15 protein-coding genes and 1 pseudogene are annotated in these 23854 nt (G+C 42.8%); 7 read left to right on the forward strand and 9 right to left on the reverse strand.

The genetic code is table 11. The features are described 5' to 3' along the window. Positions 1-157: 157 nt before the first annotated feature. Positions 158-1231 (reverse strand): 3-deoxy-7-phosphoheptulonate synthase, encoded by a 1074-nt coding sequence (locus ACJJI1_RS17825; protein WP_444957472.1) that lies wholly within the window; start codon positions 1229-1231, stop codon positions 158-160. Positions 1232-2867: 1636 nt separating this feature from the next. Between ACJJI1_RS17825 and ACJJI1_RS17830 the strand changes: the two genes are divergently transcribed. The 3 genes and pseudogenes from ACJJI1_RS17830 to ACJJI1_RS17840 all read left to right on the forward strand — a co-directional run bounded on the left by ACJJI1_RS17830 (position 2868) and on the right by ACJJI1_RS17840 (position 7662). Then, on the forward strand, positions 2868-6425 hold the full coding sequence (locus ACJJI1_RS17830; RefSeq protein ID WP_444957473.1) for a sialate O-acetylesterase: 3558 nt from the start codon (positions 2868-2870) through the stop codon (positions 6423-6425). A 425-nt stretch (positions 6426-6850) separates the two neighbouring features. Next, positions 6851-7195: a hypothetical protein gene (locus ACJJI1_RS17835; protein WP_444957474.1), complete on the forward strand. Its 345-nt coding sequence runs from the start codon at positions 6851-6853 to the stop codon at positions 7193-7195. Beyond that, positions 7195-7662 (forward strand): annotated as a pseudogene (locus ACJJI1_RS17840) (aspartate/glutamate racemase family protein). Before ACJJI1_RS17835 ends, ACJJI1_RS17840 begins: the two are co-directional and overlap by 1 nt. Before the next feature lie 199 nt (positions 7663-7861). Here the strand turns inward: ACJJI1_RS17840 and ACJJI1_RS17845 are convergent. Together ACJJI1_RS17845 and ACJJI1_RS17850 are read right to left on the reverse strand one after the other, a co-directional pair. Then, a complete protein-coding gene (locus tag ACJJI1_RS17845; protein WP_444957475.1) occupies positions 7862-8758 on the reverse strand; it encodes a fatty acid desaturase family protein in 897 nt (298 codons plus the stop codon). Positions 8759-8781: 23 nt separating this feature from the next. Further along, positions 8782-9585 carry a hypothetical protein gene (locus ACJJI1_RS17850; protein WP_444957476.1) on the reverse strand — a complete coding sequence of 268 codons (804 nt, stop codon included), beginning with the start codon at positions 9583-9585 and terminating at the stop codon, positions 8782-8784. Positions 9586-10297: 712 nt separating this feature from the next. Here ACJJI1_RS17850 and ACJJI1_RS17855 point away from each other — a divergent pair. The 3 genes from ACJJI1_RS17855 to ACJJI1_RS17865 all read left to right on the forward strand — a co-directional run bounded on the left by ACJJI1_RS17855 (position 10298) and on the right by ACJJI1_RS17865 (position 12387). Continuing rightward, on the forward strand, positions 10298-10576 hold the full coding sequence (locus ACJJI1_RS17855) for a hypothetical protein (protein ID WP_444957477.1): 279 nt from the start codon (positions 10298-10300) through the stop codon (positions 10574-10576). Positions 10577-10806: 230 nt separating this feature from the next. Continuing rightward, positions 10807-11352: a hypothetical protein gene (locus tag ACJJI1_RS17860; protein ID WP_444957478.1), complete on the forward strand. Its 546-nt coding sequence runs from the start codon at positions 10807-10809 to the stop codon at positions 11350-11352. A 339-nt stretch (positions 11353-11691) separates the two neighbouring features. After that, complete coding sequence (locus tag ACJJI1_RS17865) at positions 11692-12387, forward strand: GlcG/HbpS family heme-binding protein (RefSeq protein WP_444957479.1); 696 nt, start codon at positions 11692-11694, stop codon at positions 12385-12387. 399 nt (positions 12388-12786) lie between these two features. Here ACJJI1_RS17865 and ACJJI1_RS17870 read toward each other — a convergent pair whose 3' ends face one another. The 4 genes from ACJJI1_RS17870 to ACJJI1_RS17885 all read right to left on the reverse strand — a co-directional run bounded on the left by ACJJI1_RS17870 (position 12787) and on the right by ACJJI1_RS17885 (position 17364). Beyond that, complete coding sequence (locus tag ACJJI1_RS17870) at positions 12787-15030, reverse strand: xanthine dehydrogenase family protein molybdopterin-binding subunit (RefSeq protein WP_444957480.1); 2244 nt, start codon at positions 15028-15030, stop codon at positions 12787-12789. 2 nt (positions 15031-15032) lie between these two features. Next, positions 15033-15491, reverse strand: a complete 459-nt coding sequence (locus tag ACJJI1_RS17875; RefSeq protein ID WP_444957481.1) for a (2Fe-2S)-binding protein — start codon at positions 15489-15491, stop codon at positions 15033-15035. A gap of 158 nt (positions 15492-15649) precedes the next feature. After that, on the reverse strand, positions 15650-16336 hold the full coding sequence (locus tag ACJJI1_RS17880) for a nucleotidyltransferase family protein (protein WP_444957482.1): 687 nt from the start codon (positions 16334-16336) through the stop codon (positions 15650-15652). Further along, complete coding sequence (locus ACJJI1_RS17885; RefSeq protein WP_444957483.1) at positions 16333-17364, reverse strand: XdhC family protein; 1032 nt, start codon at positions 17362-17364, stop codon at positions 16333-16335. Before ACJJI1_RS17885 ends, ACJJI1_RS17880 begins: the two co-directional genes overlap by 4 nt. A gap of 870 nt (positions 17365-18234) precedes the next feature. Here ACJJI1_RS17885 and ACJJI1_RS17890 point away from each other — a divergent pair. Then, positions 18235-20520: an N-acyl-D-amino-acid deacylase family protein gene (locus tag ACJJI1_RS17890; protein ID WP_444957484.1), complete on the forward strand. Its 2286-nt coding sequence runs from the start codon at positions 18235-18237 to the stop codon at positions 20518-20520. A 417-nt stretch (positions 20521-20937) separates the two neighbouring features. On the opposite strand, the gene ACJJI1_RS17895 is transcribed toward ACJJI1_RS17890, so the two are convergent. Both ACJJI1_RS17895 and ACJJI1_RS17900 read right to left on the reverse strand, forming a co-directional pair. Beyond that, positions 20938-21990 carry a DMT family transporter gene (locus tag ACJJI1_RS17895; RefSeq protein WP_444957485.1) on the reverse strand — a complete coding sequence of 351 codons (1053 nt, stop codon included), beginning with the start codon at positions 21988-21990 and terminating at the stop codon, positions 20938-20940. Positions 21991-22417: 427 nt separating this feature from the next. Further along, entirely contained in the window at positions 22418-22912 is a 495-nt protein-coding gene (locus ACJJI1_RS17900; RefSeq protein WP_444905478.1) for a DoxX family protein, read from the reverse strand. Between the last annotated feature and the right edge of the window lie 942 nt (positions 22913-23854).

Raw genomic sequence — 23854 nt, forward strand, 5'->3', positions numbered from 1 at the left:
AAGGAAGCATACGACAGCTATCTGTTACGGCAGGGCAAAAGTACTCTTTTTGTAGGGTCTTTATCAAGTGGATAGCGTAATTTGTAGGGAGATCAAGCTGTGGCGGTTATCTTTTCGGTAGGAAAGAGGCCCGTTATGGGCCTCTCCAGGGGGAGATCTAAGAGGAGCGTGCTTTAAGGGCTTCGCGCAGATGTTCGGCCATGCCTAACAGCAGGGACTCAGTAGTTTCCCAATCGATACATTTATCGGTTACCGAAACGCCATACTCCATATCGCTCAGGTTTGGCAGAATTTTCTGGTTGCCGGCTTTCAGGTTACTTTCCACCATAATGCCAATAATCGACTGATTGCCATCGAGGATTTGGTGAGTCACATTGTCGACCACCAGGGGCTGTAATTCGTGGTTTTTATTGGAGTTGGCATGACTGCAGTCGACCATAATGTTTGGCACGATATTGGACTTACGCAGCTCCTGCTCGCACATTGCAACACTCACTGAATCGTAATTTGGCTTGTCATTGCCCCCGCGAAGTACAACGTGACCGTATGGGTTGCCTGCGGTGTGGATAATCGCAACTTGACCGTGCTTATTGATGCCGAGGAAACGATGGGGGTTGGCGACCGATTGAAGGGCATTGATAGCCACCTCCAGGCCACCATCGGTACCATTCTTGAAGCCCACGGCAGAGGATAGGCCGCTTGCCATTTCCCGGTGAGTCTGTGACTCTGTGGTTCGCGCGCCAATGGCAGACCATGAAATTAGGTCCTGCAGGTACTGAGGGGAGATTGGGTCTAGTGCTTCTGTTGCTGTAGGCAGCCCTAGCTCGGCAACATCTAATAGCAGCTTGCGGCCAATATGCAGCCCCTCCTCAATCTTGAAGGAGTCGTTCAAGTGAGGGTCGTTGATCAAGCCCTTCCAGCCAACAGTGGTGCGGGGCTTCTCAAAATAGACGCGCATTACAATTAGCAGGGTATCGGAAACCTTGTCCGCAATCGCCTTCAAGCGCTTGGCATAATCCATTGCGGCGTTCACATCGTGAACGGAGCATGGCCCGATTACCACCATCAGGCGGTGGTCTTTGCGATCTAGGATGTCGCGCACGGCGGCGCGTCCTCCAGCGACAGTCGCCTCGGCGGCATCGCTAATGGGGAGTTCTGCTTTCAGCGTCTCCGGGCTGATCAGTACTTCCTGGGAGACAACATTTAAGTCGTCGAACTGCTGTGTGGTCATGGCGTCTTCTGGTTTCTCTATTCCTTAGTGCCGCGCTGCACCTGCAGGCGGAGTACCTATCCTACTTTGCCATCAAGAATAGGGCGAGGGTTTCATTTGCAACCAAATAATTGGCCTTCTTTTGGGGTGGCCATTTACTAGCGACCCTTAGACTGGTTGGTGCAATGCGTTAGTAGAGAGTGCCCATTGCCGCCATCTTTAGCAGCCAAATGGTGGCAGATGGCATTAGCGCTTCTATGGAGTATGCAGCCAGAAGCGCAGTATTCAGAGGGCTCCTTACAGAGTAATAGCTGAAAACAATTCGCGAGTGCCAGGAGTGGGTGGCATTCAAGACAAGCCGCGGATAATTTTGATTAAAGATGCTCGATAGTTAACGTCACCGGGCGGTATTTGATTTAGCTATATTAGCGATCTAAATCATTGAATAAGCTACACGGGCGCTGAAATTGGCGGGCAAGCTGTCTGTAAATCCCTGGATTATATCTGTGTAGTTTGCGAAGCTAGTGCTCGAGAATAGAGCCGGCTATTGCCTCGTATATGAGTCTTAAAGCTTCCCCATAAAACGAAATAATAAACTGATCAGCTATGTCTTGCATTTCAAAAAGGGCTCGCAAGTTTTTTCAACTAATTTTGTAGTTATCGCAAACATCCATGTGAACAGCAATTGTCATTTCTGAGCATTACAGATTCTAATTTGATGAGAATCTTCTCTGCTAGACATAAAGGTGTTCTTATATCAAATTGGGCTTTTTGTAGGAGCTACAGTGTAGTCAAGTTGATGATTGTTGCGAATAAATTTTCTTTTTTCGGTGCGGATCGATTTCTACAAAATGTAGAAAATTGGCTTGCCTTTTCTTTGTAAGGGGTTAGGGTTTTGTATTGTGCAAAAATAGGAGTATTAATTTTTGTGGACACTCACCTCTATCCATGTGATCAATAATTACTTTTTGATTGCGGGTGAAAAGAGCATAATTATATTTTCAATCTTATGAAGCTGGGGTTGTGTCTTTTTCCTGTATTGGGTAAGCAAAATTTATACCTTCTTACTTTTAATTGACTAGGCTGTGTTGTGAATAACTAGAGAAGTTATGCCCAACGCTTTGCAAAAGATTTACTGCAAGAGCCTTGTTTATAATGCTGTGATATGGTCTGCAAAACCTGAGAGATAAAGAAGCGTTTTTTTTAGTGCGACTTGGTTAACCGTCTAACCTGTCTTGTCGTACTCTTTCTGATATCAAATATATTTCCAACATTGGCAGCAAGCTTAGGGTCCAGTGTCTTGGTAGATATTGAAATACTCAAGGTATGCCTTAATTGCCTGATGAATGAGCATGGGAAGCTAACTCAAGGGAAGGCTAAGTTAAGTGCACTTATAACGCCTTGCTTTCGTTACATAGCTAGTTATCAAGCCTCAAGAGAAGACTGATAATTTTCTATGTTCTATAAATAGCCAATAGATTTGTAAGCCTTAGTAGTCAAAAAGAGCCGTCGTGGAAAAGTTAAGTAAGTCAATAAATTTTAGTGGTGGCTTTAATTTTAAGTCAGGGTGACTCAATCAAAGAACTGGTTCACGGTACCCGCGAGGAGATACGGATAAGCTTCGTTTGTTAATTTCAGTATTTCTAAATGACAAGTAATGTTTATACGTATCAGCAAAACAAATCGCTCCGAAAAGGCATTTAAGGCCCCCCTCGTATTATTATTAAGTGCACTCCTTTTTGGTTGTGGCGGGGGAGGTGGTAGTAACGATGAGACGACACCGCAAGAGAACACTGGCGGTGATAACTCGGGCGGTGGAAATTCGGGTGGGGGAGTGGTAGATACCCCGGATGAAGGTGATGATTCTAACACGCTGCCCATTGCCAATGATCAGTTGGTACAGATGGCCGCACACGGCCGACTTGCAAAATCTATATTTCTTGCTGCGTATGATGAAGATCTGGATTCTCTAGAATATTCTATTCAGTCGGAGCCGGCGCATGGCACTTTAACAGGAAGTGGGCGTCGCTGGGAGTACCTCCCTACAACAGACTTTACGGGTACTGATAGCTTCTCATATCTAGCGTCAGATAGTAGTGGTGCTAGTAATATTGCGACAGTTACTATTGAAGTTGCGGCAAATGATTGTGCCAGCGATTTCCTGGATGGACCAGCTGACAGCCTTCTGGTGCATGTTCCGTCTCACTTGGAATTCCGTGATGTAGCGGGTGGAAATTCTGTGATTGTTGAGGGTACTGCGCTAACAGAAAGTGCATCTTCGGATCCAGATGTAGAAGGGCGCACAATGTTTGTCAGTCGCAACGACTTTAATAATGCAGACATGACGGTGGCTCTTCCTGAGAAAGATGGCCTCGCGCATTTTAGCTTGTCTTTTAAGTTCATCCCGGATAGTACTGAAGGCGATGAAGTGATGGTGAGATCAATTGCCGACCCTAATGGTGATAATAACTCCGGCAGCTTTTATATAGGCATCAGTGATGATGTTGTTGTAGGGCAATTGGGCGGCCAAGACAGCCAGCAGTTTTCTAACGCAGAAAGTACTTTAAAAACCCGTAGCTGTAATCATGTCGCAGTTACGGTCGACAATGGCACGCTAACCGTGTACGTAAACGGTGAGGCTTCTACTTCCATATCTGTTGATGGTGATAGCTATCCTTACTTGGGCGACATGCTGCAATTTGGGCCCTTTGCGGGAAAAATCTGGGATGCGCGACTCTATGAACGTGTGCTGACATACGATGAAGTCATGGACCTGGGTGGCAGTAAGTGTAATGAATCCATGATTGCTACCAGCCCCTATGATGGTTACAACAACTATCTTTGTTCAACGTACCAGTGCCAATGGTGGTCGGATGATACCGACAAAACCATGGCTAATTTTGAGCATTATATTGTGGCTCAAGAGCGGGTATGGGAGAGGAATATCTTTGAAGCTGGCATGTATGGAAAAGGCGAGCTTTGCACTTACTTCAGTGATGAAGGTTCCACCCGTGATTTAGAGCTCAATGACTCAATCAGTAATACGTTCGTTAAGAATTACACCCTGGAGGATAATCCGCTTACGCAGTCTAATGCCCAGCACTGGATGCATGAGAACTTCCACTCCTATCAGGGTAAGCTAAACAGGGTCACAGGTGAGTCCAGTGGTAAGTACACCCTGGAATCCTCCGCAAGCTGGGGCGCGGATCACAATATCCCGGGCGTTAAAGACAGCTTGCTGGGTTACTACACCCTCCATCCGCATATTACCCTTTGGGCCATTCAAGACTCTCCCGTCGATCACCAATATGGTTATGACTTTAAAGGCGGGCATCAGTACGGTGCATATATTTTCTGGTCTTGGCTGACTAATTATGCTGTGAGTAAGGATCTGATGGGAGGTGTATTCCGTGACTCCAGGGATGGGCTCAACGACCTGGAAGCAGCGGATGCCTATCTAACAGCACAAGGGCACGATATGAAGGCCCTGTTTGCAGATTTTGCCGCACAAATCACGACCTGGGATATGGTTGAGAGTGAGGCCTACCAGGTATCGGAGGCAGCCTCTTTGAGTCGGATGTTGAGTGAGCACCCTGATGCCAGCACCCACGATAATAAGTACACTCAAACATTTGACCAGGAAGGGACGGGTAACAGCTGGACTGATATGGATACCGGTTTTGTACCAGGCTCTTGGGCTTTTAATGCCTTTAAGGTAGAAGGTATTACTGAAGACAGTAACTATACCATTGCGGTTAGGGTTGATGCTGAAAATAACCCAGCTCATGCGGACTTCCGTGGTCGTGCAGTGGTTTACAACCCATCTACCGGCTCTCGTAGTTATTATCCATTTGATATTGATAGCTCCGGGGAAGATTCAAGTACCATAGTGCCGGTACCTGCCAATCATGAACTCTATGCTCTCGTAGTCACAACTCCTGACACCTTCAGGGATTTTGAGTTTTATGATTATGATTTTGCTATCTATCCATCTGGTGGCGACGTAAATACCGATCCAGTGGGTGATACTTCAGATGAGGATGTTGTAAAAGTTGTGGTTATGGCAGGCCAGTCCAATATGGAAGGCAACAACACCCGGTTAGATCGCTTGCAAGAGCTGATTTGCCATGCCAATGCAGATTACACCTACGGCGATGTCGACTGTGGTTCTACGGCGATTAGTGATGACCAGATAACAGAGCAGTTTATCAATAATAGTGATTCGCTAGCCGATTATAACCAGAGACTTAGCGATGATAACGAAGATCCTGTGGTGCAGAAGCTCGGGCAATTCCTCTGCCGTGCAGGCAGTCTCGACTCCCATACAGGTGAAACCTGTGATAGCCGTAACTTTGATCTGACTGACCGACTCTTTGCCACCATCAGTAGATATTACTTCTCCTCTAGCGATGACTCCTATGGGTACAACTACGATGCCTGGATGCAAATGAGTACTGCTATGGAGGTAGCTGAAATTTATACTGATGGTCACCTGGACGCAGCTCTTGAAGGTACACGAGACGATATTACTGTACTGCAGTATCAGGGTTCATTGAATGATACCGGTTCTCTCTCCTTCTCTGAGCGCCATGGTGAATTGTTCCCCAATTACGGCGTGTCTACTAACCGCTATGGACCAGAGCTCACTTTAGGGCACTACCTCGGTGAAGAGACTGAGAACGATCTGTTGCTTTTAAAAGTGGTTCAGGGTGGTACTGACCTGAGAGTTGACTGGAAGGTCCCCGGCTGCCATGACTCCGCCGCTAATGAGTGGACCCAAGATGAGGAAAATCAGGAGTCTCTTTACACTGCGATGTTGGAGAAGATTGAGGCCTTGCGCGACCCTGAAGTCTTGGCTGGTTACTTTCCGCAGTATGAAAATAAGTCGATTGAAATCGATAGTTTTATCTGGTTCCAGGGTTGGAATGATGGAGGGCAAACTGTAAATGAAAACAACTATGAGGCGAATTTGACCTGTCTGGTGAATGGCCTACGGGAAGCGCTAAATGATTATGACTTGCCCATTGTTATTGCTAAAAGCCACTATGGTGATGCCAGTGGAGCTATCCAGTCTGCCCAACAGTCTGTTGCAGACAACATCTACAATGTTGAGGCTCATGAAACAGATGATCTCTCAGGTTATTACCATTTTGATCCAGCTGCGCATTTAGCGATAGGTAAGCGCATGAAGGAAGAGAGAGACAACTTGCGCTGATTAAAAATCATACTCGGTAGCAAGTGCGTAGATAAGGCCTCCCTGCTGAAAGTCTTATCTACGCTCACCTAGCCCACAAAGCCAAAAAACAAGTATTATCCCTTCCGTTTATCTTGTCAGATTTTTCAAACCATACTGTATCTCGCTCTAATAGCGTGATATCAATAGCACTATACTCAAGTAGTTTACCCCATCAAAAGGTGCGTACTTTAGCGTTTGAGATAGGCGTTACATTGATTACCTGTGTCTTCAAAATTACTTTTGCTGAAAAAAATATGTGAAGGGAATATTGATATCGGAAGAGGTGTAGCCTTTGGGTTTTAAGTTTAGTTACTCTAAGGTGAGTATCGATAGTAGTGCGTATCACAAGGGACCGCCACAATTCTAAGTAGCGGATTAATTCTAATAGATAGAAGTTTAGTAGCATGAAAACCTTGCCAAAACATATAGGTATAGTTGGATGCTCCGCAGAAGGGGCCGCCCTTTGCTACAGAACAATATGTACTGAAAGCCCCAAAATTTTGGGGGAGTATGCGCACCCGGAAATCTCCATGCATACTCACTCTTTGGCAGACTATGTAAATCGATTGAATAATAGCGATTTGTTGGGTGTTGGTGACCTAATGCTTTCTTCAGCTAAAAAGCTCAAAGCTCAAAGCTCAAAGCTCAAAGCTCAAAGCTCAAAGCTCAAAGCTCAAAGCTCAAAGCTCAAAGCTCAAAGCTCAAAGCTCAAAGCTCAAAGCTCAAAGCGCAGGGTGCTGATTTCTTAATTTGTCCAGATAATACCATTCATCAGGCGTTTGAGTATGTAAAAGAATTATCACCGCTACCTTGGCTCCATATTGCTGAAGTTGTAGCAGAGAATGTGAAATCTCGCGGTTATCAAAAGCTTGGTATTTTAGGCACCAAATGGCTGGTGGAAAGTGATGTTTACCCAAAGAAAATTGAAGGGCAGAACCTTGCTTGGCTGCGACCTACAAATTAGCAGGTACACAATATAGACAGCTTAATTATGGAAGAATTGGTCTGTGGTGTCTCGACGCCAGATTCAGTAACTTACTTTCAAGAGGTAATTCAAAGTTTGAAGGCTAATGGTTGTGATGTCGTTATACTTGGGTGTACAGAAATACCGCTAATAATTAGTGACTCGAACTCCCCTCTGCCTACCTTGAACTCCAATCATTTATTGGCGGAGGCAGCAATTAGGTTGGCTGTTGGATGTGCAGAATATTCCTAGTAAGCGCAATAGTGGGTGCTCGATCGGCATTTATCATATATAAAGCGAAGCTCTAATGTATGGATTTAGATGGCAGCAAAGCAAAAAACCATTTCACGGATAGGTTAGTATGGCTTTTGCTGCTGCCTGTATGGAAAATACGGCGGAAGTATCATACTTATCTTAAGCTGTTTTGCCGCGAAGTATTCAGTTTCAGTTGCTATCTTAACACCTGCCTTAACACGCCAAGGTAGTTATCAGCCAGCTCTACATCATCATAGTACCCGCGGGCCTTAAGAAACTTATGGAGTGCCCTTAAGTTATAGGTGGGCACACCCATAAAAGCGTGATGCTCACAATGGTAGCTTAATCCATCGGTGGGGCTGACAAAGAGTAATCCTAAAATTCCCCTTGGAACCGATCGTGTATTATATTTTGGTTCCAGATGATAGAGATCTTTAACCCCGGCATGCTCAGCGATTTGACGCATTCGAATGATGGCCATATAGACTGTAAAGTAGGCTATCACCCATAGGATATACAACTGCGGAAAGCCAGAGGCCCACAACGCCGCAAACATGATACCGTTAACAAACAGGCCCCGTGTCAACTGATAATTAACTCTCTTATTTCTGCTCAACAAATCTCGACCGCTTAAAAAAAGATATAGGTTTGCCTTTAAACCAGTGATTCCCAAAAAATCTCTAATGAATTTTCTCGCTAGACTCCTTTTACTTACAGGATAGTCTTTATAGTTCTTCAGATCCGGATCTTTATCTGTGCCAGCATTTCGATGATGTTTTAGATGGCTCTTAATATAGGTATCACCATCCATCAATAAAAATGGTGAAGACAACCACTTGGCAACGAATTTATTATAGGCCCGGGTTGCGAAAAGCGTTTTATGACTGGCTTCATGCATGATTGCAGCTAAGGCCTGTTGACGCCCAGCAAGCAAGAATACTGCTGCAATATATACGTACCAATACGGTAATAGTGCTGCAATAAAAAAAATACTAACGATGCCAATCCAAGCGCTTGCTACTATCCACCAAGCTCTGGCATCACTACGCTGTAGAAAAGGCTTGAGTTCTTCTTTGCTAATTGGGATATTCATTGAGGAGTACCTTGTTGTGATTATTAGTCAACACCTAACTTCTTCAACTGTTCCAGCCAAATGTTACGGCCAACACGATCGTACTTACGCACGATATTCTTCAATTCTTGGTACTTCTCTTGCGGTCTTATTATCTTTGGGAGTAGAGGATCAATCGCTAGGCGATGAATGGCCTCACCACCCAACCGGCATGTTTCTGATAATGTTGTATAAATAGGTTTATTTGACAGAGTCTTAAGGCTGTTCTCAAGGAACTGCACGAGATCGTCATATTCGCTATCAAGCCTTTCGATATCCCATAGCTGGTGAGCCCATTGAGAGACTAATGAATCCGGAACCTCATGCAATACAAAACAGTTAGCCCCTACCTCAAGTCCAAGAGTATCTAATGAAGCGATTATTTCGGTATGGGCGAGTTTTAGATTGTTAGGTCGTACCCACAGGTGGTCGAGGCCTACGGAAAAACCATACCATTGGAGAACCGATAATGACTTTCTACGAACCGTACGTGATATTCCTTTAGGTAAGTGACAAGTAAGCCAACTACCGTCCCAAGTTTCATAATGAAAAGTATCATGTTGCCAGCGGTTGATAAAAGCGCGTTTGGCGATCGCTTTTTCTGTTAAACGGTACACCCCTCGCCCATCATGGCTGACCAATTCGGTACTCACCAATCTATTTAATGTTACTCGTAGACTATTGATAGAAATGTCAAATGCATCAGATATAAAGCTGAGCTGACTGGTTCCAAGCTCGTGACGCTTGTTTACGCCCATCAGATCCAGTAGGACATTTTTGGGGGTAGGCTCATACGTAAACTGATACATAATGATATTTCTGACAATAATCCTGGTATTTATTCTACGTGATATTACAGAGTAGAGCACAACTTGCAAGGCATTGTAATCTTTGAGTTAAACAAATAGACGCTTAAATCCACGGTAATGCCATCTACTGCTATCCGATATCCTTATAATCGTGAGAGAAATCTATTGGGGAGGATTATATTCAAGTGCTTATAAGTGCTTGATAAGCTCTCTGTGCAAGGATGAGATGATAATTTCAAGCATTGTTGCTAAGGCAGTTAAAGTTGTAGATGTTAATAGCTAACACAGGTGTAACTTGTAAAAATTATGTGTTCTAGAAATTCTAACAGAAGCAATTTTGTGTATTACTTTAACAATATCCTTAAAGCAAATGCCTAAGAATAGGTGCTTTTTAGCACTATCTAGCAGTTTAATAGTTGCTGTTGATCTAGTGATCGATAGAGGAATCTCATAATAATAAGGGAATTCTATGTATACCTCTAGATTGTCTTTTCGTCAGATTGATAACTGTTCTTTTGTGTGGGTCGGGAAGGGACTGGATATGTCAATTGCTATATGCCACTAAAAGGTATTTCTATAGTTCGGCACCCTTTAATCTAGGGGGAAATATATGGTTGCTTGACTTGTTAAAAATTTTTTGTACTTGGGTAACATTTGTTTGTGCAGTTTAGGTTAAAATGCTTGGAGGTCTTATAAAAAATGGTGGTAGAACATGAGTGAAACATCAAAGTTTGGAGTCGTAATATATGCAAGAGATATACGGAGTCTCTCCGAGTTCTATCTAAAAATGTTTGATTTTCATGTGCTACATAAAACAGATAAGTTAATTAGTATAGGTAAAGATGGATTTAATATTGTTGTACACGTCCCGCCCATAGAGCTCCCTGAGCGAAATTTCAACACAATTAAACTATTTGTCATGGTGGAGTGTCTTGAAGATGCAAAGAGTAAGGCTGAGACACTTGGGGGCAGGGCTATGGAAGGTGAGTGATCAAATCCAATTTTCAAGGTTTGTAACGTAGCTGATCCTGAGGGGAATCACATTCAGCTTAGGCAAGCTAAATCTTAGTAATAGGAGTCAGTTTTATTTATATTGGTGAAGCATGACCTTCAGTGATGCTGCTTGGTGGCGAGTATATGTTTCTTTACAGTTTTGTATTTTAAAGTTTGAATTCCAAAGTAACGCTTCAATGTGGTGCGTAATAGTGAGTTGGAGGATAGGTGGATTTAATATTAAAAGATATAATTTCTTTATCATGTAAGGCTCTGCAGGAGGAGGATCAGTATCTTCAGGAGTCACTTTCCAATAATTCTTGCTACTCGTGTGACCAAGCTGGGATTCTAAAAATAAACAATGAGAGATATTATCAGTTCATCATTGCCAGGTACCTTTTTAGATGCTTCGCCAGAAGGATTCAGGTCGAGTATGACTTAATTGATCTTGTTGTTTTCCGGGAAGATGTGCCATCAGAAATAGAAGTGGTGGTGGAAATGAAGAGGTGGATGAGCTCAACAGGCAGTCCTGAAATACCTAAAATTAGAAGTGACTTTGATAAATTAAGCAAGTGTAGTCCGGCAAAAGGACTGGCTCTAATAATTTCTTCTAATCCAAAGGGTGTATCAATTAAAGATAATATACAGTATCTTTCTGATGAGCTAGATAGAAATTTAGATTCAGACCTATGGGTATATGAGTCGTTCGATACAATAGGTATAAATGGTGAAGAAAATGTATTTTGGGTGGCCGGTTATAACCCTGCTTATTGATAAGAGTCAGTTGTAAAAAGACATGATTTCTTCTGTAATTTACTATTTGAGTAATTCTTCTAGCTTAAAATCGTTTATTGCCTATATAGGCTTTTTTATTTTAGATGGTTCGGAACCAGTTGCTTAGAGATTAATATGATCTATCCTGCTTGTTGGTTGTAAGCTAGTCATAACTCTCAATAGAGGCAGTCTTCAATCAGGTGGACGAGAAAATAATTTTCAAACTTGCTGGCAGAGTATAGGTTGGCTCTACTGACCTTTATTGGCTGAAGCACATTTAAAGCAATAAGCTACTATGATTGGATGCTAATTACTTGAGCGAGAAAAGGAGAAGTTGGTATGGACGCTGCTTCCGTTAAATTCCCAGCGCATTCTGAGCTTCAGAAAGTGCTTAAAGATATTGTAAGCGAAAAAAATGGTGGATTTAACTTAAATATGTGGGCAACTATCGTTGACAGGGATGGTGTCGTTAAATTAGTTGCCTTTTCAGGCAAGGATCGAGGTGATCAATGGCCTGGGAGTAGAGTTATTTCAGCGCAAAAGGCAAACACGGCGAATGCTTTCAGTCTTCCCGACCTATCACTATCAACGGCCAACCTTTTTTCGGCTGTACAGCCTGGTGGTAGTTTATATGGCTTACAGCATAGCAATCCAGTTGATACAAATGTCGCTTATGGTGGTTCATCAAATCTAATTGGCACAGAAGATGACCCGATGGTAGGTAAAAAGATTGGAGGAATTAATGTATTTGGTGGCGGTTTAGCTCTGTATAATAAGGATGGACAGCTTATCGGCGCTCTAGGGGTTAGCGGTGATAGTTCATGTGCAGATCATAATATCGCATGGAAATTGCGCCACAACCTCCAGCTAGATTATGTGCCTTCAGGAGTTAGCCCCAATAAGGATGATAATATTGTCTATGATATTGTTGATGGCGTTAGCGCCAGTGGTTGGGGACATCCTGCATGTTCTCCTGAATCAGTTGATATAGCGACAAGCTTCTCCAAAATTTATTCGGTTAGAACAAAAAAGTAATTTAGTTTCCAGTAAGAGCAGTATTCAGCACTATCCCAATAATGATAATGGCAAGCCGAGCGAGTTTTTTGTAGATCTGTCCTTATTTGATGTTGCCCAACAAGGTAAAGGCTATGGCCCAAAAACTATGAGACTTCTGTGTGAGGAAGTTGGAAAAGTGAAAAATTTTAACCCTGTATCCCGTTGCTACATAGCAATCCATGCTTTTATTAAGAAACTTTTGAGCGATTTAATTTTTAAGTTGTAGATCGAGACGAGTTTGATGAGTCAATAATGGAATTGCATTATGTTCAGTCAGTTCTGTGGGTCTTTGTCTACGCTGTTTTCTTTTATATATCCCCCTTCACGAAGAACGAGTAGGGGGATATAAAGCTCTACCTTTGCAATTGTGATCATAACTTAAACATTAAGTTTTTTATTTACTGGCAGATTGCGAATTCTGGTTCCTGTTGCTGCAAATATCGCGTTGGTCAATGCAGGGGCTACGGGTGGCACACCAGGCTCACCAACGCCTGCTGGAGCAGAATTGGCACTCACTACCGTTACCGAAATATCAGGGCACTGCCCCATACGAAGTACAGGGTAATCATGGAAGTTGGACTGCTTAACCTTCCCATCTTCAAAGGCTACCTCTCCCATCATCGCCAAGCTTAAGCCAAAAATCACCGCGCCTTCGGTTTGTGAGACAACTCTATCAGGGTTAACAACAAGTCCAGCATCAATAGCTGCAATTGCTTGCAGTACCTTAAGATTTGTGTTTTCCACCTCCACCAGAATAGCTATAGCTACATAGCTATTAAAGCTTCGATGAACGGCAAAGCCCCAGCCTTGATTTGGCTGGTTAGGTGCAAATTCAGCCATATTCCTTTCAACAATATCAATCACCTGATGGTAGCGACCAATATCGACTGGGTGACGTGATAGATCCTCTCCGTAGTTTCCGTATTTGAACTGTTGACCGGAAAAGTCGATATGCCTAGGTTGGCCCAACATTTCTTTCCACATCTTTGGGCATGATACTTTGGCATTGTGTGCCAGTTCATCCACGAAACTACCAATACCAAAGGCGTGCTGAATATTACTCACTGAGCGCATCCAGCCGATACGGGTATGCGCCAATGCTTTAACCGCTTCACAACGATGACTTGGCACAGTAAATGGAATGTCGACAAAGCCAAGGTCCAGTTCTCCAGCTGAGGGGTACTCCACGTTCTCGGCAAAGGTAGTGCTAATAGATGGAAAGGCGGTACGTTGTAGTATTGCCGTTGGCATTTGATCGCTATCAAGTTTTGCTTGATAAAATTGGGCACTAATTGCGTGCATGTAGCCGTTTTGGATATCGTCCTCGCGGCTCCAGCTAACTTTAACCGGCCGTCCAAGCTTTTTAGACAATAGTGCCGCTTCCACACTAAAGTCAGGTTTTGACTTCCTTCCAAAGCCGCCCCCTAATAGCGTGACGTTAACTTTCACTTGTTCGTCATTGAGCCCGAGGTTTGCTGCTACATTTTGCTGCGTACTTTGCGGTGTTTGTGTTGATGCCCAGATTTCACAGCCATTTGGTGTAACTGAAGCTACAGCAGCAGGAGCTTCCATCGGTGCGTGGGCCAAATAGGGCACTGTGTATATGGCTTGCTGGGTAGAGTCCTCCGGCCAATCGGTGTTTTCAACTCCTTGTTGGCGAACTAATTTACCAGGCTCCTTGACCCCCTGAATTAACGACTCCATAAAACTTGTGCTGCTGTGGCTATCATTCTTACTGGCAGTCCAAGTTATTTCTAATGCTTTACGCCCTTGCAAGGCACTCCAGGTGTTAGTAGCAATAACTGCTACACCACCTAAAACTTGAAACTTAGGTGGTCCTTCGGGCACAGGTAATTGAATTACATCCACAACCCCGGGAACCTTGCGAGCCAGGGTATCATCTAAACTTTCTACATCACTACCTAGAACCGGGGGCCTGCTTATACTGGCATATAGCATGCCATCTATTTGAATGTCGTAGCCATATCTAGCTCTTCCGGATAGCATATTATCCATGTCGACAATCTTGTGAGATTTGCCGATATGTTTAAAGTCCTTGTTTTCCTTCAGTTTCACGTGGTTCAATTCTGGTATGGGCAGTTTCGCAGCAGCAACTGCTAGCTCTCCATAACTAAAGCTTCTGCCCGACTTTACGTGCACGACTTTATGATTCCTGGCTTCCACTTCTCCGACAGGCACTTGCCATGAGTCTGCTGCAGCTTGTTCCAGCATGGTCCGAGCTATTGCCCCCATTTGTCGCATTTTGTCATAATGCTTACGAATACTGCGTGACCCATCGGTATTCTGGCTTCCATAGCGCTTATCGGCTAACCCTTGAATCACAACGACATGTTGCCAATCAGCCTCAAGCTCATCAGCGAGTATCTGAGGTATCCCGGTTCTAATACCTTGGCCCATCTCTGAACGATGACAGGTAAGATAGACTTTATTGTCTTCGCCAACAGCAACAAACAGGTTTAACCTCGGCTCCTTTCCTTGTGCTATGGCCATCGGACTCCAGCTTATCCCACTTGCACCTAAAGCTAAGCCCCCGCCAGTTGCTCCAAATAGTTTAAGTACATCCCGGCGGCTGAAATTTTTTACAGCTGTAAAGCTACTCATTATTAAGTTCTCTTTTTAGCGGTGTCTTGAATAGCAGCTCGAATTCGTATGTAGGTACCACAACGGCAAATATTTCCAGCCATGGCAGAGTTAATCTCTTCATCACTTGGTGATGGGTTTTGGGTCAATAGCGCGGCAGCAGTCATAAGCTGGCCAGACTGACAATAGCCACATTGTGGAACGTTATTGTCGCTCCATGCTTGCTTCAATTCAGCAAATTGCAGCCCCTCGATGGTAGTTACTTTCTTACCTTTGGCTTGCGAAACCGTCGTTAAACATGCTCGCGTCGGCGTTCCGTCCAAGTGGATTGTGCAAGCTCCACACAATCCAGCACCGCAACCATATTTAGTGCCTGTTAATCCAAGCAAATCTCTGATTGCCCACAAAAGTGGCATCTCTGGTGCAACATCTAGTGCGTAACTTTCGTCGTTGATGGTTAAGGTTAACTTCTTATCTGACATTACCCGCTCCTTGATAATCCCGCTAGTAATTGCGTATCGGTGGCGAAATCGCTTCTTTTCGTTAACTGGTTATGAATTGGAAATCTGACTATCGCAGAGCTAGTTTTACGGAAGTACTTATGTAAATTGATACTCTCACTAAAAACTGAAAATAAGCCCTAACTGATATTTTCCACAATCATTTTTTGCCATTTTTCTATATCAGCTCTACGATCTATATCTACGGCGACACCCTCGATCTCAACAATTGATAAAGCATCAAGATTAGATTTCTTTTTCAATAAGTGCTTTGCGCCCGTATCGCCTGTGAGAGATGCGAGATCAGTAAAATCTGAGGAGTTAAATACTGCAGGTACGCCAAAACTATTTTGATATTGGGCGCAGCAAGTTTGCCCATATGACTGCCACACAGTAATTAATTTTTGATAATCATCCAAAGTTACGCCTATGTGATCAGCCAAGGCAATTAGCAAACCATCTACCTTAAGGGCCTCGGCTTCGATAACTGCTTCTTTAATAGAGCTTGCAATACCACTTTGCCAGTTAGTGTTAAATCGTCGGTTCACATCGGAAGACAACAAATTAGCCAGCTTCTCTTGATGCGCTCCCAGAACTACCAATAAATCTACTTTTAGCCCGGTTGATGTTTTTGTGTTTAGGCTGGTTAGTTTATCAAGCGTTTGCAACAGCAGAGGCTGACTCTTAATCTTCCCATTTGAGTCAATCACATCTACTGTTGCTTGTAATTTTATACCATTAAATCTACGACTTTCTCCGGCAGCAAGCAATGCTACCAGTATCCGTTTTGAAGGTTGTCTAGCTGTCTCCCGGATAAATTTATTCACGTTGCGACCTTGTCTAGGGGTAACAATCTAGCTTGATGCAATACTCCGTGACATTGAGCCAGGATGCTCAAAGCAATGGACTCAGGTAGCTCACCACCTAATGCTAAACCTGCCGGTGCGGAAAAGACACCATAGAAATCACTTACTTTTATCCCCGCTCTATCAAGAACTTTATCACGTCTATGTGGAGGGCCGAGCAGCGCAACATAGTGTAGCTTCGTCAGGCTTACGGCTTGTAACGCCTTCGCATCCAAGTCCAAGTTGTGGTGCATCACAATCGCCGCATCAAACTGATTCAGCAGCGATGTATTCAGCTGTGAATAGGGTTTCTTTAGAATACTTGCACCAGGGAAATCGTAATGACGGGCAAAACTTGCGCGTTCATCAATCACCGTAATGTGCCAGCCTAGTTCTTGAGCAATTTTGACTACTGGCTGAGCATCTAACCCGCCACCAAAAACAGCAATATGGAAGCGGGGTAGGCAGGGAATAATTAATCTCGGATGCAGAGCATCTGCTTTTCCATTTTGTAGTGATAGGGTAGCTTTGGTAGTGCTATCAATCTGGTAGCCCATTGCTTCTGGGGCAATAACTCTCGCAACAAGATCTCTTGAATTGGTATTTTGAATAGGTAACTCCAGTTCGTAGAAAGCGGAGTTTCCCGAGTTCAAATATTCTAAAAGGCAATGCAACTGAAGATATTGGTTTCTATGCGTTAGGGGAAATAAAATTAATTCTACAATGCCGCCACAGCCTAATTGATAGCTAGCATCCGACTCATCACTGGCATCGTAAATCACTTTAATCGAAGTATCATACTGAATAGCGCGTTGAGCGTATCGTTTTAAATCAGCCTCTAAGCAACCACCACTGACTAGGCCAATACTCTTACCTAGTGGGTGAAACAACATCATCGCTCCTGCCTTACGATAAGCTGAGCCCTGAACTTTGGTGATTACGGCTAGTACCCAATCATCCTCAGGCGATGCCTGCCATTCACTTAATAGGGCTTCAATATGGTGCGACATAACTCTGTGCTCGAATACATGAAAAATGACCTACAAACCTACTTGGAACCCAGTAAACTGTAAAACACCACAATTTAGCGATACTCCAAGAATGTGAATAAAATGCAAGGTCGTTCCCAGAAAAAGCGGCAGCTGTGCTGTTAAGTGCGATAGTCGGAAATTGATGCGTGCTTTCGTCTAATAATGGGCTGCTTCTATAAGGGTAGAATCTGAGGCGAGGCAGTGGAGTTTTGTCCTAAATGGCTCTTATTGGATTATTTTCTATTTTGGCTGCTTCTGAAACAGTGGTACCAGCTCACTAGATTGTTCTGAGTCGAATCAGTAACCTATTTCCTAGTGATATTTTGGGTAAGGAAAGGCTTAGTGCGTAGAGGTTCTTGTAATTGATCTTTGGTAGAAGAGTAAAGCAAGGCAAAAGGGTAATAGATGTAGAATGGAAACTTAGATATTAAGCTGCTAGTGCTGGGAAGCCATTGGTTACATCAATATTTATAAGGTTCACTAAACGTTGGTATTGCAATGCCAGGAAAATTTCGAGATCCGTATGAAATTCTATCGATAGCCGGTCTTGTTTAAGCGATAAGTAGTGTTTGATTCAAAGATTGTAACAGATAAAGTTAGAGTACGGTGAATTTTAAATCTGTTTAGTTGTGTTTTGTGGTATGCCATATAAAGATAAATTGATAAGGATGGTTATGAATACCAAGTCGATTCTCAATTTTCTCATCGCAGGTATCATATTATTTGGTGTTTCAATTCTTGCTGAAAATAGCGGTATTCTAAAGCATGGGGTATTAAAGGTGTGGAATTATCTATTTCGCCGTATCGTGAAGTTCTTGGTTTGAGTTATGTAGTTGATGGGGAGTAATTGTGAAATTTACACAGAGTTTATTAGTTAAGTATTGCCTTGTTTTATTGTTCCTTTTCTACAGTGCGGTAACTCTGGCACAGAACAATAAAATAGATTATTTGGACATTTTGATTCTTGATGGAAAAGTTATCGATGGTTCAGGTAATCCATGGATAAAGCAAGATGTAGGAGTGGTCGATGACAAGATAGTCTTTGTAGGGAACGCTGATAGTCTTAGGAGCAAGGCTAAATTAACCATTAATGCTGAGGGGTTATATGTTACTCCTGGGTTTATTGACATGCATAGCCATGCAGATCTCAATGACCCGCAGGGTAAAAAAATGTTACCCCAGATCTTTCAGGGCGTGACGTCGGTAATTATTGGTGTAGATGGCTTTGGGAAAAATGATGTTCTAGAGCAATATAAAGTCGCTGAGGAGGGAGGTGAAAGGCTCAGTGATACCGGCGTCAATATAGGAACCTATGTGGGTTTCAATCAGGCTCGCTTGAACGTTATGGGGATGAATGATAGACCTGCCAGCAATGAAGAGCGTTCAAAGACGACGCAGTATCTTGAAAGTGGTATGCAGCAAGGTGCTTTTGGGGTCTCAACGGGTCTTTTTTACCGACCGGCTTCTTATGCCTCAACAAAAGAAGTGATTGAATCCCTGTCATTCTTAAATAAGTATAAAGCTATTTATGATACCCATGATAGGGATTTGGGAGCAGTTCTAAACGGTATAGGATACGATGCTTCTGTTGCTGAAGCTATCAAAATTGGTTCTGCAATAGATGCGAGAATTATCTTTAGCCATTTTACTCCGCAGGGTAAGCATAACGACGGACGAGCTAACGTAGGGATAGATTTGATCAATAATGCTAGGGCGGATGGTGCTCAGGTATTTGCTGCACAACATCCATATACTGCAACGCAGAGTTCATTGTTGGCTTATACTATTCCAGACTGGGCCTTAGCTGGAGGAATGACATCTTTACTTGAACGGTTACAAAGTAAAAATCTCCTAAATCGTTTACATTCAGAACATAGGCAGATGCTTGACATTCGTGGTGGTCCGGAAAAATTATTATTTACTGATAATAATAAAGACCTCAATGGCAAAACGTTAGCACAAGTATCCAAGGAATTAAATCTATCAACTTTAGATACTGTACTTCATATTGCTAAGGAGCAAAGAGATGCTTCTGTGATGAATCTTGAATTATATGATATGGACAATATTCGCTTATTAGCAACACAGGAATGGATGATGACGAGCTCGGATGGAGGCTCACACGCTGTGCCAGGCCAGCGTGCACATCCTAGGACATTTGGAGCGTTTGCTAAGAAGATAAGGCAGTTTGTTGTTGATGAATCTCTGATTTCTTTACCATTCTTGATTAGGGGGATGACAGCATTGCCCGCGAGTTTCTTAGGCATTCAGGATCGGGGGCGATTGGCTCCTGGATATTATGCCGATATTGCTATCTTTGATTTGGATCAGGTCAATGATCGAGCAACCTACGAAGATCCGCAGCAGCTCGCAGAAGGGTTTATTCATGTATTAGTTAATGGAGAGTTGGCCTTGTACCACGGTGAAATAAAGAGTACAGATTTAGGACAGGTTTTACTTAGGCACCAGCCGCTAGTGAATGAAATGCCAACCGCACTACAAGTTAAAGAAAGTCTCTTAGGTGCTTTTGGAGGGAAGGATTCATTACATAAGATTGAATCTTTAACGTCTACAATAGAGTTATCTTCAGAAAGCAAGCCGTCGCGTACAAAAATTCAATATTTAAATTTCTTGAATGAATCTATCGCCGAATATTCAGATCGTGAAAATGTAGTTCACTTTGGAGTAGACGGTCAATACGAACTATATCAAGGTGGCAATTCAATTGACCCTGAGTCAGCTGCCTATATTAGCTTAAATAAGAAGGATAATTTGCTTCAGGGGTTATGGCTTAATTTCCTTTATTTTCTACGTGACCCATCGATGGAAGTGCAGGGTCCATTTGATGTGCCTGAGCACAGAAGTGAAAGCTGGTGGAAGCTCGTCTCAGGGGGAAGGATTACCCCTTTACTTGGTATAGACCCTGATACTGGGTATATTAGAAAGGTACTTTATAATAATGGTGTTTATGTTGAGGAGTTTGATTATAGAAGGATTGAGCCAGGCGTCGTTTGGCCACATCAATTTAAAGTAATAAATAATGGTAAAGTTAGCCTGAGCGGTCGATACAGCACTTTAAAGGTTAACTCAGGTTCAGGGTTTGTGGAATTACCATCTTGGTTCCCTGAGAATTAGTTTACTAGGAAAACACATTGCTACTCGCCTATGAATAGATAGTTGGCTACGGTTGGCCCGAGGGTGAGCCTTGCTTGTATTAATTCGGATTTTGATTGGCAGTGTGTTTTCCACAACAGTGGTAATTGGAAGGTCAGGATTGAATTGGTATATGTGAGTATTTATCGTCTTAAATTATAGTTTGGGCTTTTGCCTTATAGTCAGGATTGGCTAATTTAGAAGTCCAACCTCAGGTAAGTCAGCCTCCTTGTATGAGAAATTATTCACCAATATTTATTAGCTTTAGCTCCATGCGAACAGAGATTTCTCTCAATATAGGCGGTAGCTTTGAGCTTTCGCAAAGTCCACTACCTAGCCATGCAAAGCCTACATCGTCACCTATGTCTCCACTTTAGTATCTGTTTCATCTACTAAGCTCTATACCCCTTTAAAAGAGCATGGTTTTTCATACTTCATTTCGACGGCTTTTTGCTCGCGGTATTGGCCGAGTAATGAGATACCTATTCCGGACATAATAATGATACCCCCAATGATTTGAGCAAAGTTGGGAACCTCTTGCAGGATAAGAAAGGCGAAGAAAGTACCGGCTACGGGGGTAATGGCTGTCGCGATAGAGATATCAGCAGAGCTCGCCCCTCCTTGGAGTCCTTTAAACCAGGTGATCTGCCCAAAGACAATAATGATTGCTCCGTATACAAGCATCCATACCCAGAGGAAGGGAGAGAATAGGTCGTCAAAGTGGTGGGGGCCAAATACAGAGAGGACAATGACCGAAAAGAGTATCGCTCCCGCAAGCATGCGGAAAGTTGAAAAGACGCCAATAGGGACGCGATCAAGCAGTTTCCGGCTCGCCTGAACGGCAATGACTCCTAAGAGTGTTGCTACAGCGGTTAAAATTTCTCCAGCTTTGGGAAGGTCTTGAAGAAATTGGTTCATGGCTGGATTTCCAAGGTTCAGCATTTTCATACTCATTGGATCTTCCATCGGGGATTGGTGTAGGACAAAAATTGCAATAACACCAACCGTTACCACAAGGGCTCCCACTATTGCGAACCCAGTAGGCCTTTCCCTGAACATCAGATAAGCGAACAAAAGCCCCAAGGGAGCATCTAGAGTTGCAATTAAAACGACATTGGTCACTTCCGTGAGCATCAGAGCAATAAAGAAGAAGGCCGGGGCAAGAACTCCAGACATCAAAATAAGCACGAACATGTAAAACCAGTCTTTGAATGGATATTGCTTTAAGATGCTGAGACGCCAATCTTTCCTATAGATTATTAAAAGAGTGATACCCGCCAAGAGATTTCCAGCGAACAAAAGGTTGCAAAAAGAGATTGGGTTGTTTCCATTAATGGGGTGGCTGGCACCTAACTCCCCGATTTTTGCAACGACTGAGTTGGAGGCAGCAAAAATAAGAATCGAAATCCACAGCCAAAATCTGGTACTTTTTACGGCGTGTTGATTTTCCATCTAGTATCCCTTGAGCGCCATGGTGGGCTGTAATGAGTTTACCTCACCCAAAGCAAAGTACGCCTTTACTATCTGGCCGTTGAGGAGAGGTGATTCTGATCTGGATTAGTTTAGACCAAATCCAATAGTTGTCTGGAAAAGAGAATTTTATTGTATATAAGGATATTGGGGTTTTTATCTAGAATGGGGATGTTGTTAGGTATTATCTTTGTTTAGCAACTTACTGGATAGGGTGTGTCTATGCAGTTCATCCAGAGTATATGGAAGTAAGATCTTTACCTACTTTACTAACATTGAAGTTCTATAAGTTCACCATATGGTGAACTAGATTTCGCATTTTCTGCTTTATTGGCATGTTACTATTAGGTATAAATATAGTGATGATACCTCAGCGCAATGTATCTTTTCGTAGGCAGCCATTCCATTTTTACTTGATCCTGTGAATGCCTAGTTTACTTGCGATTAGATTGTCTAAACTGAATTTTCCAGGACCTGTAATTATTAGCCATATGAATAAAATAATATATAAAACTTGAGGTAAATAGAGAAACCAGCTCATCCAATCTAATGGTCCAATATCTTTAGGGATGACACTTTCTATTTCAACAGTAATAATGGCAACAATCATCACAATAGACAGGACGACGGCGACAAGTGTTGACAGTAGGCCTACCATTAAAAGTAACCCTCCGAAGAACTCCACAGAAGCTAAAAAAAATGCCATAAATTCATGAAATGGAACTCCTATTTCATTCATTAAGTTAATAAGATCTGCATGCCTCTCAGGGATAAATAGCTTGTTGTATCCTGATACCGAAAAAAACAATCCCAGTGATACTCGCGTAATTAAAATAGGCAACCACTCCCATCCGGGATTGCCGACAAGTATTTTATTAATTAGAGGAGAGGATTTTGTGAACATCTTTACGCTCCAGTAGGGTGTTTTTTGCGCCTGATATTGGATGGTCTCTATTTTTCATATAGTTACATATTGTTTATATTCCTGAGTTGTATATAAGCAGGATGTAAATGAATAGCTGAATCAGTCATTGTTACTGTACTTTTGTAAATTCTGGAGGGGGTTGAGGATTCACCGATAACAGCCGGTATAGTAGACATCCTCTTATTAACAAGCAAAGATAATGAAAGCGATGCTTTGCATGACAGTAACTCATTCATTCCTCATCCCAAATGAACCATTTGGGTTTGTGCTCATGCCGGAATACCATGCGCTAGCGAGATATTTAAAACAAAAGCTACGATATCCAGATAACTAAAACATATTAGCTTACTTACACGCCAAGGCAAGCGAATTGATACGTGACCATAGTAATTACGCCAAATAGATAGTCCTCGACAATTTGGTTAGCTAACTAACCATATTTGGTAGGAGCGTAAGATGACTTTCTAGATATCTTATAGCGACATATGACGTTAATACTACCCAAAATTTGTATTTATACCAACTCATTAAGTGCTTTTTGCATTCTATTCGTAGTGGCATCTATACCATAAGAGCTTAAGCCCACAGTAGTAAGATATGTGTATCTTTTGATAGGGTATACCTAGAAGATTTTCTTGTTCGGAACAGAAGCTATCAACCTGTAAAAAGTTATAATCTGCAAGCCCGGCTGTAGAGCCTGGTATTCATTTGTTATCAAGCTTTTCTGAAGTAGGGTATTATCATGTTGTTAAAGGTGAGTTGGGGTGGAAAGGAATCTGTACATGAGGAAAGCTAGCGGTTTTTCTGGAGGTTCTTGACAAGAAGGCAGTTCACTTGCTGGATTTTTCATGTGTTAGATGTACATGACTTCGCTATCGTCTCACAGTTACGATGACAGAGTAGCTGTAGTTATCACAGCGT

The sequence above is a fragment of the Microbulbifer maximicatervae (SeqCode) genome (genome assembly GCF_052467065.1).

What these genes read in the sequence shown, in the direction of transcription:
- ACJJI1_RS17875 (WP_444957481.1), bottom strand. Translation starts at nt 15,491, where the DNA reads ATGTCAGATAAGAAGTTAACCTTAACCATCAACGACGAAAGTTACGCA.
- ACJJI1_RS17830 (WP_444957473.1), top strand. Translation starts at nt 2,868, where the DNA reads ATGTTTATACGTATCAGCAAAACAAATCGCTCCGAAAAGGCATTTAAG.
- ACJJI1_RS17855 (WP_444957477.1), top strand. Translation starts at nt 10,298, where the DNA reads ATGAGTGAAACATCAAAGTTTGGAGTCGTAATATATGCAAGAGATATA.
- ACJJI1_RS17850 (WP_444957476.1), bottom strand. Translation starts at nt 9,585, where the DNA reads ATGTATCAGTTTACGTATGAGCCTACCCCCAAAAATGTCCTACTGGAT.
- ACJJI1_RS17865 (WP_444957479.1), top strand. Translation starts at nt 11,692, where the DNA reads ATGGACGCTGCTTCCGTTAAATTCCCAGCGCATTCTGAGCTTCAGAAA.
- ACJJI1_RS17885 (WP_444957483.1), bottom strand. Translation starts at nt 17,364, where the DNA reads ATGTCGCACCATATTGAAGCCCTATTAAGTGAATGGCAGGCATCGCCT.
- ACJJI1_RS17845 (WP_444957475.1), bottom strand. Translation starts at nt 8,758, where the DNA reads ATGAATATCCCAATTAGCAAAGAAGAACTCAAGCCTTTTCTACAGCGT.
- ACJJI1_RS17895 (WP_444957485.1), bottom strand. Translation starts at nt 21,990, where the DNA reads ATGGAAAATCAACACGCCGTAAAAAGTACCAGATTTTGGCTGTGGATT.
- ACJJI1_RS17825 (WP_444957472.1), bottom strand. Translation starts at nt 1,231, where the DNA reads ATGACCACACAGCAGTTCGACGACTTAAATGTTGTCTCCCAGGAAGTA.
- ACJJI1_RS17835 (WP_444957474.1), top strand. Translation starts at nt 6,851, where the DNA reads ATGAAAACCTTGCCAAAACATATAGGTATAGTTGGATGCTCCGCAGAA.
- ACJJI1_RS17870 (WP_444957480.1), bottom strand. Translation starts at nt 15,030, where the DNA reads ATGAGTAGCTTTACAGCTGTAAAAAATTTCAGCCGCCGGGATGTACTT.
- ACJJI1_RS17900 (WP_444905478.1), bottom strand. Translation starts at nt 22,912, where the DNA reads ATGTTCACAAAATCCTCTCCTCTAATTAATAAAATACTTGTCGGCAAT.